A 16724-nucleotide genomic window follows, 5' to 3' on the forward strand; every position below is an offset into this window, starting at 1 on the left:
GCTGCGCGCGCGGGCCGACCTTGCCGAGGCCGAAGCCGAACGGGTGCGCGACGAGCAGCGGGATGTTCTCGAGCAGGCTGTCGCTGTGGCCGATCAGCGACGGGTCGGCGACGTGCGAGATCACCTTGTCGATGTAGAGGTAGAGCGTGACTCCGCCGACGGCCGCGGCCGTGGTCACGGTGAGCATCGCCCACACCAGCATCGGCTTCGCGCGGAACAGCGCCCAGGCCACCAGGGTCACCGCGAGCATCGCCAGGCCGATGTAGCCGCTCCGGGACTGCGTCAGGTAGACGGCCACCAGCGGCAGGAGCGTCAGAGCGCCCTTCAGCCACAGCGGCCATCGGGGGCGGGTCCACAGCACGGCGAGCGCGATCGTGACGGCGACGGCGCTCTCGTTCGGGGCGCTGTAGGGGCTGAAGCCGCGGGGCACGATGCTGCCGGCGACGAAGAGGGAGGAGGGGAACGGCGTCCCGGGAGCCAGCGGGAACACCCCGAGGGTGAACAGCCAGTCGAGCCCCTGGTTCCAGGTGAGGATCGTCGTGATCGACGAGAGCTGCAGCGCGACGACGAACGCGGTCGCGAGGATCCCGAGGTGGCGCTTCTGGAGCAACGCGGGCACCACGATGAGCGCGAGGAACGGCAGGAAGTCGTTGCGCCAGCCGTAGGCGGCCTGGATCGGGTTCTCCGTCCACACGGCCGAGACGGCGCCGAGGCCGACGATCATCAGCACGAGCACGACGATCGGCACCGGCACCCGCTTGATCCGCCCGCTGACCAGCACGAGCAGGAAGAGTCCGAGGATGGTGGCGTCCTTGATCGCGCCGAACGCGGTCGCCGAGGCGCCCGGCAGGAACGCGGAGGCGACTCCGTTCGCGGGGAGGGCGAAGACCAGCAGCAGGACGCCCAGCCACGGCAGGCCGAGCCCGTCGCGGCCGAGGAGGGCGCGGAGCGTGCGGCGGGTGCGCACCGGTCCGCGGGCGACCGTGCGGGAGCCCGCCCGGGGCAGCGGCGCCGCGGTGCGGGTCATGCCGCGCCGCCCCGCATCGTGAGGCGCCGGACGACCAGCGGCACGTCGGAGGGCCGCGGGACGATGGTCCGCGCCGGGGGCCGGATCGCGAGCACCATCACCACCAGCGCCATCAGGATCCCGCTCGCGTTGGCGATGGCGGCGGCGATCGCGCCGTTCGCCGGGCCGAAGGCGAACAGGAGCACGAGGCAGGTGATCAGCCCGGCGCCCTGCGCGACGGTGAGGCTGATGCCGCGGTTGCGCGCCGAGAGCACCTCGCCGGCGCTGACGGTGACGACCACGAAGACGGAGCCGAGGATCGCGAAGAAGACCGCGGGCATCGCCTCCGCGAACTCGTCGCCGAAGAGGAACGGCACGCCCCAGGGGGTGACGACGGCGAGGAACACGGCCGAGGCCAGGCCGACCGCGAAGGCCGAGCGCAGCGCGTCGCCGGTCGCGGTGACGCGGGCGCCCCCCTCCGTCCGGCTGATGTCCGAGAAGACCGGAGCGGCGACCGCGTGCGCGAGGAACACGGGCAGCGTGCCGATCGTCACGGCGACCGAGTAGAGACCGGCCTGGTGCGAGCCGATCAGCGGCAGCATGATCACCTGGTCGAGGCGCTGGTACGCGGCGTCCGAGGCCTGCGCGCCGTAGAAGGTGACGGAGCCGCGGACGAGCGGCCGCCAGGGCGCCGGAGCGGCTCCGCGGGGTCGGTTGAGCAGCGAGCCGATCAGCGCGGTCATCACGGAGCCGGCGAAGTTCGACCAGATCACGCCCGAGACGGTGATCGAGTCGAGGAGGAACAGCACCACGATCCCGCCGACGTAGACCAGCGGCTGCGTGGCCTGGAGCAGCGCGACCGCTCCGAAGCGGCGCTGCGCCCCGACGACGCCGATGTCGATCATCCAGCAGACCATGAGCGGGGTGCCGGTGATCGCGACGAACACCGCGATCGTGGCCGCCTCGTCGAGCGCCGAGAGGAGGGTGGAGGTGAGCAGCCAGGCGATCAGCGCCGCCGGGATCGCGGTCAGCAGCGCGAGCCGCCTGGCCGTGCGCACCGCGCCCAGGTCGCCCGCCGCGGCGAGAACGCGCCGACGGATCTCGAGGGGCATGCCGAGCGCGAGCACGATCGGGATCAGGTACATCGAGGCGAGGGCCGCGGCCGTCTCGCCGCGTCCGCTCGGGCCGAGGGCCTGCGCGATCAGCGGGGCGCTGACCAGCCCGAGCGCCGCCACCGAGAGGCGGCTCGCGAGCATGGTGATCGGGGAGTTCAGGAGGCGCAGCAGCCCGCTCACGAGGCCTCCGCGGCCCGGGCACCGACGGCGGCGAGCAGCCGCTCCTCGAAGCCGTCGAGAGCGAAGGTGCCGGTCTCGTCGTGGACGGTCAGGTGCATGCTGTCGCGCATCGGCGCGACCTCGACCCAGACGCCGAGCGGGAAGCGCAGGTGGGCGGGCATCCCGCCGACCATGGTGTCCGGCTCGATCCGCGGCAGCAGCTCCTGTGCGACGGGCACCTCGGTCGAGGGCAGCGAGACGTGGATCTCCCACGGCACGCGCGGCGTCCCGGTCGGCGGGCGCAGGGCCGCCAGCGGGTGCTGCAGGAGGTTCTTGACGCTGAGCAGCGCGCTCGCCAGCAGCCAGGTCGCGGGGAGGCCGGACCTGGTGGCCGCGGACAGCCGCTCGAGGAGCGAGGTCGCGGACCAGTCGTCGGCGCGGAGGCGGCCGAGCGGGAGGGAGGGAGAGAGGTTGCCGCTGACGTCGGTGCCCTTCGCGACCCAGCGGCGGCCGTCGACGGGGACGACGACGCGGAAGTCGAGGCCGTCCGCGGCGCAGTCCTGCAGGCAGCGGAGCACGAGGCTCGCGGTCTTGAGCGACACGGGCGGACGGGCGGGGCGCCGGCCCTCACGCGCCTGCTCCGGAGTCGCGGCGATCGCGCGCAGCGTCTCCGGGCCCAGGACGGCGGTCACCAGGCGGGCGCGACGGTCCGACTCCTCCTTCGAGAGGGTCGTGTCGAGCTGGTAGCCGGTGCCGGTCGCGGCGGTCAGGGTGCGGAAGGTGTCGCGGGCCCTCCTCGCTCCGGCGAGGCCCGTCAGCTCGAAGCGCTCCACGATCTCGCGCAGCGGAGCGGCGGCGAGCGGCTTCCCAGCGGTGTCATCGGCTCCCGGGGCGCCCAGCTTCTCGATCACGAGCGCCACGACCGCGGTCGCTCCGGTGCCGTCGAAGAGGGCGTGCGGGAGGGTGAAGCCGAGCGTCGCGCCGTCGAACAGGATCCGGACCGGCAGCTCGCCCGCCGCGAACTGCGGGGCCAGCAGGCGGTGCGCCAGGTCCTCGCGCTCGAGCGGGCCGGCGACGATCCGCACGGCGCGCTCGGCGGCGTCCAGGGCGGCCGCCGCGTCGATGCGGCGCCACCCGCGGAGCCGGGTGCGGCGCCGCAGGAGCACGGCGCCCCGGGGCGAGAGGAGGAGGTCGCGCAGCGCGGTGCGCACACGCTCCGCGGTCACGCCCGTCAGCGGGCCGACGTGGTAGCTGATGAGGAGGTCGTCGTAGCCGAGGTCGCGCGGGGCCCTCACGCCCGGCTCCTGCTCGCTCCCGCGGAGGCCCGCTCGGCGATGACGCTGAGCAGCGAGCGCTCGTAGCCGGCGTTCACCTCGGCCCAGGAGTAGGAGTGCACGGCGCGCAGATGCCCGCGGTACGAGAGCCGCTCCTGCTCGATCGGGTCGTTCAGCACGGCGAGCACGCCCTCGGCGATCGCGTCCGGGGTCGGAGCGACGAAGCGCCCCGCCTCCTGGAGCACCTCGCGGTTGAAGACGGTGTCGCGGGCGACGACCGGAGCCCCGCAGGCCATCGCCTGCACGAGAGCCGGGTTGGTGCCGCCGACGCTGTGCCCGTGGAAGTAGGCCCCGGCGTGCTGCCAGAGAGAGTGGAGACGGGTGTCGTCGCTGACGTGCCCGAACCAGTGCACCCGCGCGTTCTGCTGCGCGAGGGCGCTGACCGCCTGGTCGATCGGACCGCCGTAGCCGGAGGAGCCGACGACGACCACGTCGTGGGTCCGCGCGATCCGCTCGGCCGCCTCGATGAACTCGGGCACCGTGTTCTCGGGGACGAAGCGCGCCACGATCAGCGCGTAGCCGCGGTGGGTGAGCCCCGGCTCGACCGGGTGCTCCGGCGGGACGTCGCCGCCGTAGGGGATGACGTCGCCGTCGCGGCCGAACTCCCGCTTCCAGCGCGTCTCGATCGCCGCGGCGTCGTAGACCATGCGGTCGCCGTGGCGGGCGGTCCAGACCGCGCCCTGGTGGAAGACGAACTTCGCGAAGCGGCCCCACTTGGCGCGGTCCCACTCGATGCCGTCGACGTTGACGACGGTGGGGATGCCGCGCTGCTTGAGGATCGGCAGCCAGAAGCCGTTGGCGCAGTTGAGCACCAGGGCGACGTCGGGCTTGCGCTTCGCCGCGTCGAGAGCGGCCGTGAGCCCGTAGGAGAGGGTGCTGAGCGACTTGCTCTCGACTCCCCGTGTCTGCCGGGTGATCACCCGCTCGTCGCGGTCCGGGTCCTGCAGGGCCGTGGTGCCCGGCCTTCCGTAGACCGTGACCTCCCATCCCTGCTCCGCCAGGAACGGCGCGAGACGTCGGACGGCTGTCTCGAATCCCCCGTAGTAACTGGGATAGCCCCGCGTGCCGATAATGGCGACCGACCTGCCCATGTCCCGGTTCTCCCTTTGTTGTGCGTCGCCTCGTCGCAGGCGATCGCCGGACGAAATCTGCTGTCGCAATACCAGGCGTATGCGACGGTGCACAGCATTCGTTCGACGGCCTAACTCGCACCCCCGAAGGCGGGTATTGGCGCTCATACTAGCGGCGAACGGACCGCCGTTCGCCACCGCTGGAGGGACAGGATCGCGACACCCATCAGGAAGAAGATCGAGAGGATCAGGACGGTCATCCCGACGATGATCCGCTCCCCGCCGGAGAGCTCCGGGTCGAGGAACTCGTACACGTAGCGCGACGTGAGAGCGCCCCGGGCGAAGGTGTAGGCGAACCACAGGACGGGGAACACCATCACCGCCCAGACCAGCCGGAGGTCGACCGGGCGGGCGCCCGGGACGGCGAGCAGCTCGACCAGCGCGAGCGCCGGCACGAGCACGTGCAGGACCACCGTGCTCGGGTTCAGCTGAGCCGGATCGCCGAGCACGGCGGGCCCGTAGATCACCAGGAACAGGCCCGACATGCTCAGCAGCGTGGCGGTGTTCAGGGTGCGCATCGCCGTGATCGCCCGCGACTCCCCGTGCGCCGCAGCACTCCTCCTGCCCCCGGATCGCGCGGATCGCCAGGCGCTCCGGCCCGCGATCGCGAAGGCGGCGATCGAGAGGATGTTGGTCAGCGCCGTGACCGAGCTCAGGAAGTCGGCGGTCGCGTCCGAGCCCACCTGCGTCTGGGCGACGACGACCGCGTTGAGCACCACGACCGCCCCCAGCGCGGCGACGGCCCAGCGGACGAGTGCAGTGCGGCGTCGAGCTCTCATGGGGCCCTCTCCTCGGTGCGGCGACCCTCGGGCCGGTACTCGTGGGCGTCCGGTGCAGGAGTCCGTTCGCTACAGTCGGGACATCCATGAGAACCCATTCCCAGACAGGGGTCGAATGCCCGGCACAGGTTCGCACCGAGGATCCCTACGGGTCCTGCTCGATGGTAATTGGTGGATTCGCGGCCCGATCTCCAACCGTGAGGTCATGCGAGAGATCACCTTCTCCTGGGCGCGACTCTTTCCTGAGGATTCCCTTGTCGTTGCTGTCCCCCTGACGGGGGTGGAGACGGCGAGACGGGAGTTAGCGGGAATCGCCCGAGTAGTGCCGACAAGACTCCGGCCGCAGGGGATCAGCGCCGTTATCGAACTCTCTCTGCTCTCTCTCCGACTGCGTCCGGACATCACACTGGCGCACAACTTCACCCCCCTTCTGGGGCGGTCCTCGGTGTTCATCCAGGACTTCCTCTTCCTCACGAATCCGGAGTGGTTCACGCGGAGGGAGCGCGCCTACTTCTCGCTCATGCCGCTCAGCGTCCGCCGCGCCGACGTGGTGATCGCGAGCAGCGTCGCGGAGTCGCGCCGGATCGTCCGCACGTCCGCCGCGACGAGCGCCGTGCCCGTCGGCCTCGGCCTCAACCGGGCGTTCGCCGCCGCGGAGCCCGTGGCGCCCGCCGGCGTCGACGACCTCGACGGCTTCCTCCTCGCCGTCGGCCGCCTCAACGCGCGCAAGAACCTCGCGACCACGATCGAGGCCGCTCTCGCCTCGGGAGTGCTCTCCCCCTCCTTCCCGCTCCTCGTCGTCGGCGAGGCCTCGGGCGTCCGCACCGAGTTCCCTCCGGCCGTGCGCGCCGCACTCGACGACGGCTCGGTGCGCCTGCTCGGGCGGATCGAGACCGAGGAGCTGCGCTGGCTCTACGAGAACGCCGCACTGTTCCTCTTCCTCACCCTCGACGAGGGCTTCGGCCTGCCGACCCTCGAGGCCCTGGCCTGCCGCACGCCGATCCTCGCCAGCGACATCCCCGTGTTCCGCGAGATCCTCGGCGAGCACGCCCGCCTGGTCGATCCGCGCGACGTGCCGGCGATCGCGGCGTCGATCCGCGAGCTCGTCGCCGACCCGCCGGAGCCGCTCGATCCGACTCCGGTGCTCGAGTACTACAGCTGGGACGCCGTGGTCGCCCGGCTGCGCGCCGCGATGGTGGCGGTGCTGCCGTGAGCGGGCCGTCCGTGTCGATCGTGATCGTCACCTACAACAGCATCGGCGTCATCCGCTCCTGCCTCGACGCGCTCGCCGGCCGCGACGAGAGCGTCGAGATCCTGGTGGTCGACAACCTCTCGCGCGACGAGACGGTCGCCGTGCTGCGCGCCGAGTACCCGGACGTCCATGTCGTCGAGAACACCGAGAACGCCGGATTCTCGCGGGCCGTCAACCTCGGCGCCGCCCACGCCACCGGCCGGCACCTGCTGCTGCTGAACCCCGACGCGCAGATCTCGGCGGAGGTCGTCGGCTCGCTCGCGTCACTCCTCGACAGCGATCCGACGATCGGCGCCGTCTCCCCCCTCCTCGAGAACGAGGGCGAGGACGTCGTGATCGTCGCCGCCGGCCACGCCCCCACGGTCCGCCGGATGCTCCTGCACCAGACCGGCCTCTCGCGCCTCGGCCGGCGCTTCCCCTCCTTCGAGGGCCACTACCTGTTCGCCGCCGACCTGCACGGCCGCCCGCGCGACGTCGACTGGGTGAGCGGCGGCTGCCTGATGATCCCGCTGGCCGTCTGGGACCGCGTCGGCGGACTCACCGACCGCTGGTTCATGTACGCCGAGGACGTCGAGATCTGCCTCCGCCTGCGCGCCGAGGGCCTGCGCGTGGTCCTCGATCCGCGCCTGCACGCCCTGCACGCGATGGGCGGCTCCTCGAGCGGCGTCGACGGCCGCGTCGGCACCGCCTGGATCGTCAACCTCTTCGACCTGTACGGCTGGCGGATGGCGCGCTCGGACCTGCAGCAGCAGGCCTGGCGGGCGGTCGTGCTCACGGGGATGGCGTCGCGGATGCTGGTGTACCGGCTGTCCGACCTGCGCCCCGGACGCGCGGCGGCGGCGGCCGGCCAGCTGCGGCGGTACGGGATCTACATGCGGGCGCTGCGGGCGGCCCCGCTGACCCGCGACCGCGAGCCGCTCGCCTGACGGCCTCTCTCCGTGCGGCGTTCCCCGCGCACGGTCCGCGGCCCGCGATCGAGGCGTCACGAACGGTCGCTTCCGGGCGCGCGTGACGACCGTTCGTGACGCATCGGAGTCCCGTTCGCGCGACAGGCTCGTCCGTCGGCCGGCAGCGGGCGCGGGAAAGGGGCGGCAGCCCCGGGTCCAGCCCGGAGCCGCCGCCCCTCCTCGCCGCTACTTGCCGGTGCCGCGGTACGCCACCCGGAAGGTCTCCCGGGTCCCGTCCGGTGCGGTCGCCGTCACGCGGAACGAGCCCGACGGCACCCGGGAGAGGTGCGTGTCGACCGAGACGGTCTTCGTGCGGCCCGCCGCCAGCGAGGCGACCTTCAGCTCACCGAAGGCCGTCGGGATGCTGAGACGGACCGGCGTGCTCCCCTCGTTGGTCGCGGTGGCGGTCAGCACGACCGAGCCGCCGCGCTTCACGCCGGTGATCGTCACGTCGACGTCGACCCGGGTCGCCGGGGCGACGACGGTGACGACGGGGAGGAGCCGGCTGACGCCTCCCGAGACCGCGGTGATCGAGACGGCACCCGTGCCGGGGCCCGCCGTGGCCGCGGGGAGCGGAGCGGAGCCGTCGGCGCCGGTCGTCGCGGCGGCGGTCGTGCCTCCGTCGGCGAAGCGGGCCGGACCCTCGATCGTGTACGCGACGTCCGCGCCCGCCACCGGCTCGCCGGCCGCGTTCGCTGCGGTGACTCCGAGGCCGGTGATCGCCGCTCCGGTCTCGACGGTCTGCGCCGCGCCCGCGGGGGTCAGCGAGGCGACCGCCGCCGGATCGGTGAACATCGACGGAGTGAGCGGTGTGACCGTCAGGCTCTCGAGGCGCGCCGTCCCTCCGGAGGAGAGGAGCGAGACTCCCGTGCTGCTCGGGTGGGGGAAGACCTGGTCGGTGATCGTCGCGCGGCCGCCCTGCGCGAACGTCTCGACGGAGGCGTGATCGACGTAGAGCTCGAGGTGCAGCTCGCCGTCGTCGAGCGCCACGGGTGCGGTCTCGACCGACGGGAAGTCGGCGTCGAAGCCGATGTCGCCCGAGCGGGTGCGGTCGACGCTCAGCTGACCGGACGCGACGTCGTAGGTGATCGGCGTGCGCTGGGAGCCGTCAGCGGAGTTGCGGACCGAGAGGCCGAAGGAGTCGGCGTCCCCGGCGCTGAAGACGGCGTCGAGCTTGTAGACGCTGCCCTCGGCGGCAGCCGGGAGTGCGGTCTCACCGTCGGCGATGTCCGTGGCACCCAGCGTGAACGCCTCGTCGCCGCGCTCGAGGGCCGCGGTCTGATCGACGACCTTCTGCACGAGCTTCGGGGCGCCGTCGACGGTCTCGAGGGAGAGCTCACGCGGGAGGGCCATCGCTCCCCGCCAGGTCCCGGTCGGGATGGCCTCGCCGTACTGCCAGTTGTTCATCCACGCGATCATGATCCGCTTGTCGTCGGGCGCGTTGTCGAAGGTGACCCCTGCGTAGTAGTCGCGGCCCCAGTCGAGCCAGTCGTAGTCGACGAGGCGGCTCTGCGCGGGCTCGTCGGCGAGCATGAACTGGTCGGCGAGGATGTGGCCCCAGCCGGCGCGGTTGTTGTCGACGACCTGCAGGTGCGCCGTGCGGCCGGCGAGGTCCGCGACGTCCCAGCTCTTCCAGTCCAGCGTCTCGCTGTCGCTGCCGGTCGCAGTGCGGACGATCTCCCCGTCGACGACGAGGTTCACGCTCGTCTCGTTGGAGCGGACCTGCGCCGGGGCGTCGGCGAGCACGATGTGGTCGACCGTCAGGTGACCCCAGCCGCCGGTCGCGTCGTCCACGACGACGATCCGCGCCGCCTTCCCCTGGTAGGCCGAGACGTCCCAGCTCTTCCAGTTCAGGGCGCCGTCGTTCGTGCCGGCGGTGGTCTGCACGACCTCGCCGTCGACGACGAGCTGCACCTCGAGGGCCTGGGCGTCACCCTCGGGGCGGAAGCCCCCGCCGACGAGCATGCTCAGGTGGCTCTTGTCGATCGTGAACTCCGGCGAGGTCAGGGTGCCGAGGTTGTCGTCGCCCTTCGGTCCGCCGTCGAAGGTGTTGATCCGCTTCTGGCCGAGGAAGAACTCGCCGCCGCTGGTCGAGGGGTTGGTGCCGCCGGCGAGGTCGCCGGTCACTGCCCAGCCGTTGTCCGCGAGGCCCTGCTGGTCCGGGAACTCGAAGCCCTCGAAGAGCAGCTCGCTCCCGGCGGGCGGATCGTTGGCGAGCTGCGTGCCGTCGACGTGCGGGTGGTTGCCGCCGCCGACGAGGAAGTTCAGGTGGTCCTGGTCCACGGTGAAGTCGGGCGATTCCATCGTGCCGACCGGCCAGTCGCCGTCGTTGAAGCCGTTGATCAGTCCCGTCCCCGAGAAGCCGGTGACGGTCTGCTGGCCGTCGATCGGACCGGTGGCGGGGGCGGAGCCGAAGGGCCCGTTCTTCCAGTTGCCGGGCTCGTTGTCCACGGTCCAGCCGTTGTACGTCCCGTCGTCGAACCCGGCGAGGGTCGTGCCCTCGGGGAGGGTGTCGGAGCCGACGGTCGACTCGGAGGTGAAGGTGGTGCCGTCGAAGTCGCCGACGAAGTACTGGCCGCCGGAGCCGCCGCCCACCGCCCCCGGGTTGAGGTTGACGACCATGACCCACTTGATGTTCGACGGGTCGCCGTCGACCGCCAGCGGGAACAGGTCCGGGCACTCCCAGACGCCGCCGGTCGCGTTGGCCGGGCCGAACTCGCTGAGCTCGGTCCAGTTCTTGAGGTCCGTCGACTTGTGCAGCAGGACCTTGTGATCGTCGGCCTCCACGGTGACGACCACCCAGTAGGAGGATTCCGGAGTGCCGCCGTCGTACCAGAACACGTGCGGGTCGCGGAAGTCGTTCTGGTCACGGTCGATGACCGGGTTGCCCTCGTACTTCGTCCACGTCTGCCCGGCGTCGGTGCTGTACGCGAGCGCCTGCGCCTGCTCCCCCGTCTTGTACGCGGCCGTGTACATCGCCACCAGGGGCGGGTTCTCGGCGGTGCCGAATCCGGAGGTGTTGTCCTTGTCCACGACGATCGAGCCGGAGAAGATGTCCGACTCCGCATCGCCCGGGATCGCGAGCGGCTGCTCGGTCCAGTGCGTGAGGTCGGTGCTGGTGGCGTGGCCCCAGCTCATGTTCCCCCAGCGCGTCCCCTGCGGGTTGTACTGGTAGTAGAGGTGGTAGATCCCCTCGTAGTACACGAGCCCGTTCGGGTCGTTCATCCAGTTCTTCGTCGGCGAGTAGTGGATCGCCGGACGGTAGGTCTCCGCTGCCGCGTCGAGCGGAGCGGCGGAGACAGCGGGGACGGACAGCCCGCCGCCGACGAGGCAGAGCGCGGCGGCGACGGACACCAGGCCGCTGCGCCGTGGGAGCGAGCGATGAGGAGAAAGCACGGAAGAACGCCCTTCGTTGCGCGTGTCACGAGTGACAACGTTGTCAATTGCTGGGCAATCTACGGACTGTCCTCCGGACAATTCAAGAGCGGCCTGCGAGAAAGATCAGATCCCGTCCCACCGCCTCTCAGTCGGGGCAGGGCACCTCGCCGGAGCCGCGGGCGATCAGCTCGGTGGGGATCACGAACGTCTGCGCCGGCTCGTCCTCGCCGTCGAGGCGGACGAACACCCGCTCGGCGGCCGTCCGCCCGATGACCGCGGGGTTCTGCGCGATCACCGAGACGGCGGGCTCGAGGAGCTCCGCCAGGGGGATGTCGTCGAAGCCGATCAGGGCGACTCTTCCGTGCGCGCCACGACGGCGGAGCGCGGCCAGCACGCCGATCGTGATCAGGTTCTGCCCGCCGACGATGGCGGTCGGCGGCACCTCGAGGTCGAGCAGAGCGGTCGCCATCTCCTCCGCCGCGTGCTCGTCGTGGGCGCCGTGGCGCACGTACGCGGGCGGCACCGGCAGGCCGAGCCGGCTCATCTCCTCGAGGAAGCCGCGCTCCCGCTCCTGCGCGGTGAAGATCTCGGGCCGGTCGCCCAGGAACGCGATGCGGCGATGCCCGAAGGAGGCGAGGTGCCCCACCGCGCGGGCGATGCCGGCGGCGTTGTCGGTGATCACCGCGTCCGCCGTGATCCCCGAGGGGACGCGGTCGACGAACACCGCAGGCGTGCCGCGGTCGACCTCGACGCCCAGGTAGGCCTGGCTGGGCGCGACCGTGGTCAGGATGAGCCCGTCGACGCGCCGCGAGACGAAGGCGTTCACCGAGGAGCGCTCACGGGCCGGGTCGTCGTCGAGGCTCGAAGCGAAGACCGCGACCCCGCGCTCGTTCGCGAGGTCCTCGACGGCACGGTGGAGAGCACCCGAGAAGGGGTTCGCCACGCTGCCCACCAGCAGTCCGAGCGTGTTGGTGCGCCCGTTGGAGCGGCGGAGGTTCCCGGCGTGCAGATCCGGCTGGTACTGCAGCTGCGAGGCGGCGGCCTGCACCCGCTCGATCGTGGCGGCCGACACGTTCGGCTCGCCGTTGATGACCCGGGAGACCGTCTTGATGCCCACTCCGGCCAGAGCAGCGACGTGCTTCATGGTCGGACGGCGGCCTGCACCGGCGCCGCTTCGATCTGACAACGATGTCACAGTCGGGTCTCGCTTTCTGGAGGATCGCTTGACCTTAGCGTCACCGAACCGATAGACCTACCTCTGACATCGTTGTCGGGAGGCTGCTCCCGCCTTATGAACAGGACTTTCAATGACGAACCGTTCCCCTCGCCTCACCCGGTACATCGGCCTCGGCTCCGTCGCGATCCTCGCGGCCCTGGGCATGACCGCCTGCTCCAGCTCCGGCCCCGGCTCGTCCGACGCCGGCTCCACCGCCGGCAGCGGAGACGGCGTCGGCGTCACCCTCATCGTCAAGACGACGACGAACCCCTTCTTCGTCGCGATGGAGGACGGCGCCAAGGAGGCGGCCACCTCCGCCGGCGTGAACCTCACGCTCGCCGCGGGCAAGGAGGACGGCGACGAGGACACCCAGATCCAGGCCATCGAGAACGCGATCTCGAAGGGCGACAAGGGCATCCTGATCACCCCGAACGGCCCCTCCGTCGTCGACGCCATCCAGAAGGCGCGCGACGCCGGTCTCTTCGTCATCGCCCTCGACACGGCGCCCGACCCCGCCGACGCCGTCGACATCACCTTCGCCACCGACAACTTCAAGGCCGGCGAGGCCATCGGCGAGTGGACCGCCGCGCAGCTCGACGGGAAGAAGGCGACCATCGCGATGCTCGACCTCTTCGACGACAAGGTCGTCTCGGTCGACTACAACCGCGACCAGGGCTTCCTCACCGGCATGGGGATCGACGTCGCCGACGACCAGACCAACGGCGACGAGGCGAAGACCGGCAGCTACAGCGGCGGCGACTACGAGATCGTCGGCAACGAAGCCACCCAGGGCGCCGAGGACGGCGGCCGCACCGCCATGGAGACGCTCCTGTCCAAGAACCCCGACGTGAACGTCGTCTACACGATCAACGAGCCCGCCGCCTACGGCGCCTACCAGGCCCTCCAGGCCGCGGGCAAGGAGAAGGACGTCCTGCTTGTCTCGATCGACGGCGGCTGCGCCGGCGTGAAGAACGTCAAGGAGGGTCTCATCGGCGCCACCGCGCAGCAGTACCCGGTGAAGATGGCCCAGCTCGGCGTCGAGGCGATCGCCCAGCTCGCCGAGGACGGCACCAAGCCCAGCACCAGCGAGGGCCTCGACTTCTTCGACACCGGCTCGCAGCTGGTGACCGACACCCCCGTCGACGGCCTCGACAGCATCACCTCCGACGACGCCGCCGGGATCTGCTGGGGCGAGTAGCCCCCCGCGGGCGGGGCGCTCCGGCGCCCCGCCCTCCTCCTCCCGCTCCCAGCGACTCCAGAAAGGCCATCGTGGCTCAGAAGACCACCGACCCGAATCCGCCGACCTCCGCACTCGACCTCGCGAGCGAGTTCCTCGACCGCCGCACGCCGCTGGACCGCGTCCGCGGAGTCCTGCACCGCTATCCGGCCGTCAGCCCGGCGGTCGTCCTCGTCCTGGCCGTCATCGTCTTCGGGCTCCTGAACGACCGCTTCCTCGACCCGTCGAACCTCTCGCTCATCACGCAGCAGGTCGCGGTGGTCGGCACCCTCGCCGTCGCGCAGACGCTGATCATCCTCACCGCCGGCATCGACCTCTCGGTCGGCGCGGTCATGGTCCTCACCTCGATGGTCATCGCGCAGACCGCGACCGAGAACGGCCTCCCGGCGGTCGTCGCCCTGCTCCTGGGCCTGGTCGTCGGCCTCGCGGCCGGCGCCTTCAACGGCCTGCTCGTGACGAAGCTCCGGCTCCCCCCGTTCATCGTCACGCTCGGCACGCTCAACATCTTCGTCGCGCTGACGCTCCTCTACTCGAGCGGATCGACGGTCCGCGGCACCGACATGCCGGCCCTGCTGCCCTCCACCGGCGGCACCTTCGACATCCTCGGCGTCCGCATCAGCTACGGCGTCCTGCTGATGCTCCTCGTCTACATCGTGATCGCGTTCATCCTCGGCAAGACCGCCTGGGGCCGCCACGTCTACGCGGTGGGCGACGACAAGGAGGCCGCCCGCCTGGCCGGCATCAGCGTGAACCGCGTCCTGATGAGCGTCTACCTCGCCGCCGGCGCGATCCTCGCCATCGGCGCGTGGATCCAGATCGGCCGCACCAACGCGGCGAGCCCGAACGCCGGAGCCGACCTCAACCTCGACTCCATCACCGCGGTCGTCATCGGCGGCACCAGCCTCTTCGGCGGGCGCGGCACGGTCTGGGGCACGCTCCTCGGCGCCCTCATCGTCGGCGTCTTCCGCAACGGGCTCTCGCTCGCCGGGCTCGACGTCCTCTACCAGACGCTCGCTGTCGGCGTCCTCATCATCGTCGCCGTCTCGGTCGACCAGTGGATCCGGAAGGTTCGCAAGTGACCCTCATCGACGCCGCGGGCACCGCTCCCGCCGCCGCCCGCACCCCCGTCCTGCAGGCCAAGCGCCTCGTCAAGACCTTCGGCCGCGTGGTCGGGCTCGACGGCGTCAGCCTCGAGCTCTACCCCGGCGAGGTCCTCGCCATCATCGGCGACAACGGCGCCGGGAAGTCGACGCTGATCAAGTGCCTCACCGGCGCCGAGATCCCCGACGAGGGGGAGATCCTCCTCGACGGCCGTCCCGTCTCGTTCAAGCGCCCGCAGGACGCCCGCGGCGCCGGAATCGAGACGGTCTACCAGAACCTCGCCGTCTCCCCGGCGCTCGACGTCGCCTCGAACCTCTACCTCGGCCGCGAGAAGCGCAAGAAGGGGATCCTCGGCTCCGTCTTCCGGATGCTCGACACCGCCGGAATGCGCAAGGAGGCGCGTGCCGAGCTGACCGAGCTGGGCATCTCGACCCTCCAGGACGTCACGGTCCCGGTCGAGAACCTCTCCGGAGGACAGCGCCAGGCCGTGGCCGTCGCCCGCGCCGCCGCGTTCGGCTCGAAGGTCGTCGTCCTCGACGAGCCGACCGCCGCCCTCGGCGTCCGCGAGTCGAACCAGGTGCTGCAGCTCGTGCGCAATCTGCGAGACCGCGGCATCCCGGTCATCCTGATCAGCCACAACATGCCGCACGTCTTCGACGTGGCCGACCGGATCCACATCCAGCGCCTCGGCAAGAAGGCCGCGACGATCACCCCGCAGTCGCACTCGATGACCGACGCGGTCGCGATCATGACCGGGGCGGCGACGGCATGAGCGCCCGCATCCTCTACGCCGAGTTCACCGCGAAGCCCGGCCACGAGGAGACGGTCGCCGGCATGATCGCCGACCTCGCCGTCCTGGTCCGCCGGGAGCCGGGCAATGTCGAGTTCACGCCCTACCGGCGGGAGGACGATCCGGCCCGGTTCTTCGTCTACGAGGTCTACCGCGACGAGGACGCCTTCCAGGCGCACATCTCGGCCGACTACGGAGCCGAGTTCAACAGGGAGCTCGGCCCGCTGATCGTCGAGCCGCACTCGCAGCTCACCTGGCTCGTCGCGGTCTGATCCGTCGCAGAAGCGCACCGTCTCTCCGGGGGCGGTGCGCTTCCGCGTGCGCGGCCCGGCGATGAGCGGGATCCGCGCGAGTTATTGACTGATCGATCCAGCACGTCTACCGTAGGAGAACGATCAGTCAACAACTCGGACGGAGATTCTCATGGATGCAGCACTCAGCGGTCGGACGGCCCTCGTGACGGGCGGGACCTCGGGCATCGGCCTGGCGGTCGTCCGCCGGTTCGTGCAGGAGGGCGCGCACGTGTTCGTGACCGGCCGCCGCCAGGAGCAGCTCGACGCGGTGGCGGAGGAGCTCGGCGACGCCGTGACCGTCGTCCGCGCGGACGCTGCGGAGCCCGACGGCGCGCGAGCGGTCTTCGACGCGGTCGCCGCCCGCGGATCCGGTCTCGACGCCGTGCACGCCAATGCGGGCGGAGGCGGGTTCAAGGACCTGGCCGACGTGACCGCCGACGACATCGACACGGCCTTCGCGACCAACGTCCGCGGCACCGCCCTGACGGTCCAGGGGGCGCTCCCCCACCTCACCGACCGGGCCGCGATAGTGGTGACCGGCTCGACCGCCGGCTCAGGGACCGAGAAGAGCTTCGGCCTGTACGGGGCCTCGAAGGCGGCTGTCGCCACGATGACCCGCACCTGGGCCGCCGAGCTGGCGCCGCGCGGCGTCCGCATCAACACCGTCGTGCCCGGGCCGACCGAGACGCCCGGGCTCGCGGCCCTGGCCCCCGGCGACCCCTCCGCGCTCCTCGAGCAGATCGCCTCCGGCATGCCGCTGGGCCGGCTGCTGCGTCCCGAGGAGATCGCCGCGACCGTGCTCTTCCTCGTCTCCGACCAGAGCTCGGGCATCACCGGCGCGGAGATCCTCGTCGACGGCGGCGCGTCCATCGCCTGAGCCCGGAGCACCGAGCGCGAGCCCGAGCGCGAACCCGAGCCTGGACCCGAAGCCCCGGACCCCGGACCCGGAGCCTCGGACCCCGACCCGCGCGCCCGTCCCTCCGATCC

General features: G+C 71.5%; 14 protein-coding genes. 7 read left to right on the top strand and 7 right to left on the bottom strand.

Annotated features, from left to right (window positions below; genetic code table 11):
- The 5 genes from C5C82_RS11550 to C5C82_RS17615 all read right to left on the bottom strand — a co-directional run.
- Window positions 1–1027 (bottom strand): O-antigen ligase family protein (locus tag C5C82_RS11550; RefSeq protein ID WP_146085984.1); only part of this gene is annotated, 1027 nt, incomplete at its 3' end.
- Window positions 1024–2301, bottom strand: a complete 1278-nt coding sequence (locus C5C82_RS11555) for a lipopolysaccharide biosynthesis protein (RefSeq protein ID WP_104238965.1) — start codon at window positions 2299–2301, stop codon at window positions 1024–1026. The genes C5C82_RS11550 and C5C82_RS11555, both read right to left, overlap by 4 nt.
- Complete coding sequence (locus C5C82_RS11560; RefSeq protein WP_104355104.1) at window positions 2298–3575, bottom strand: hypothetical protein; 1278 nt, start codon at window positions 3573–3575, stop codon at window positions 2298–2300. Before C5C82_RS11560 ends, C5C82_RS11555 begins: the two co-directional genes overlap by 4 nt.
- Window positions 3572–4705: a glycosyltransferase gene (locus tag C5C82_RS11565; protein WP_104256434.1), complete on the bottom strand. Its 1134-nt coding sequence runs from the start codon at window positions 4703–4705 to the stop codon at window positions 3572–3574. Before C5C82_RS11565 ends, C5C82_RS11560 begins: the two co-directional genes overlap by 4 nt.
- Before the next feature lie 143 nt (window positions 4706–4848).
- Window positions 4849–5523 carry a Pr6Pr family membrane protein gene (locus tag C5C82_RS17615; protein WP_181134437.1) on the bottom strand — a complete coding sequence of 225 codons (675 nt, stop codon included), beginning with the start codon at window positions 5521–5523 and terminating at the stop codon, window positions 4849–4851.
- 445 nt (window positions 5524–5968) lie between these two features.
- Between C5C82_RS17615 and C5C82_RS17620 the strand changes: the two genes are divergently transcribed.
- Window positions 5969–6736, top strand: a complete 768-nt coding sequence (locus C5C82_RS17620) for a glycosyltransferase family 1 protein (protein ID WP_181133668.1) — start codon at window positions 5969–5971, stop codon at window positions 6734–6736.
- Window positions 6737–6747: 11 nt separating this feature from the next.
- Window positions 6748–7701 carry a glycosyltransferase family 2 protein gene (locus C5C82_RS11580; protein ID WP_181133667.1) on the top strand — a complete coding sequence of 318 codons (954 nt, stop codon included), beginning with the start codon at window positions 6748–6750 and terminating at the stop codon, window positions 7699–7701.
- A gap of 207 nt (window positions 7702–7908) precedes the next feature.
- Here C5C82_RS11580 and C5C82_RS11585 read toward each other — a convergent pair whose 3' ends face one another.
- A complete protein-coding gene (locus C5C82_RS11585) occupies window positions 7909–10947 on the bottom strand; it encodes a GH32 C-terminal domain-containing protein (RefSeq protein WP_104355112.1) in 3039 nt (1012 codons plus the stop codon).
- Window positions 10948–11245: 298 nt separating this feature from the next.
- Window positions 11246–12244, bottom strand: a complete 999-nt coding sequence (locus tag C5C82_RS11590; protein WP_104355106.1) for a LacI family DNA-binding transcriptional regulator — start codon at window positions 12242–12244, stop codon at window positions 11246–11248.
- 163 nt (window positions 12245–12407) lie between these two features.
- Between C5C82_RS11590 and C5C82_RS11595 the strand changes: the two genes are divergently transcribed.
- The 5 genes from C5C82_RS11595 to C5C82_RS11615 all read left to right on the top strand — a co-directional run bounded on the left by C5C82_RS11595 (window position 12408) and on the right by C5C82_RS11615 (window position 16614).
- Window positions 12408–13514, top strand: a complete 1107-nt coding sequence (locus C5C82_RS11595) for a substrate-binding domain-containing protein (protein ID WP_104238959.1) — start codon at window positions 12408–12410, stop codon at window positions 13512–13514.
- Between the two features lie 71 nt (window positions 13515–13585).
- Entirely contained in the window at window positions 13586–14632 is a 1047-nt protein-coding gene (locus C5C82_RS11600) for an ABC transporter permease (RefSeq protein WP_104238958.1), read from the top strand.
- Window positions 14629–15426, top strand: coding sequence for an ATP-binding cassette domain-containing protein (locus tag C5C82_RS11605; RefSeq protein ID WP_104250284.1), 798 nt, complete (start codon window positions 14629–14631; stop codon window positions 15424–15426). Before C5C82_RS11600 ends, C5C82_RS11605 begins: the two co-directional genes overlap by 4 nt.
- Window positions 15423–15716 carry a putative quinol monooxygenase gene (locus tag C5C82_RS11610; protein WP_104250283.1) on the top strand — a complete coding sequence of 98 codons (294 nt, stop codon included), beginning with the start codon at window positions 15423–15425 and terminating at the stop codon, window positions 15714–15716. The genes C5C82_RS11605 and C5C82_RS11610 overlap by 4 nt, the downstream gene beginning before the upstream one ends.
- Window positions 15717–15867: 151 nt before the next feature.
- Window positions 15868–16614, top strand: coding sequence for an SDR family NAD(P)-dependent oxidoreductase (locus tag C5C82_RS11615; protein ID WP_104355107.1), 747 nt, complete (start codon window positions 15868–15870; stop codon window positions 16612–16614).
- Window positions 16615–16724 lie beyond the last annotated feature (110 nt).

Origin of the sequence: Rathayibacter sp. AY1D5 (assembly GCF_002932515.1) — a bacterium.
GTDB lineage: Bacteria > Actinomycetota > Actinomycetes > Actinomycetales > Microbacteriaceae > Rathayibacter.

What these genes read in the sequence shown, in the direction of transcription:
- C5C82_RS11565 (WP_104256434.1), bottom strand. Translation starts at nt 4,705, where the DNA reads ATGGGCAGGTCGGTCGCCATTATCGGCACGCGGGGCTATCCCAGTTAC.
- C5C82_RS17615 (WP_181134437.1), bottom strand. Translation starts at nt 5,523, where the DNA reads ATGAGAGCTCGACGCCGCACTGCACTCGTCCGCTGGGCCGTCGCCGCG.
- C5C82_RS11585 (WP_104355112.1), bottom strand. Translation starts at nt 10,947, where the DNA reads ATGAACGACCCGAACGGGCTCGTGTACTACGAGGGGATCTACCACCTC.
- C5C82_RS11590 (WP_104355106.1), bottom strand. Translation starts at nt 12,244, where the DNA reads ATGAAGCACGTCGCTGCTCTGGCCGGAGTGGGCATCAAGACGGTCTCC.
- C5C82_RS11595 (WP_104238959.1), top strand. Translation starts at nt 12,408, where the DNA reads ATGACGAACCGTTCCCCTCGCCTCACCCGGTACATCGGCCTCGGCTCC.
- C5C82_RS11610 (WP_104250283.1), top strand. Translation starts at nt 15,423, where the DNA reads ATGAGCGCCCGCATCCTCTACGCCGAGTTCACCGCGAAGCCCGGCCAC.
- C5C82_RS11615 (WP_104355107.1), top strand. Translation starts at nt 15,868, where the DNA reads ATGGATGCAGCACTCAGCGGTCGGACGGCCCTCGTGACGGGCGGGACC.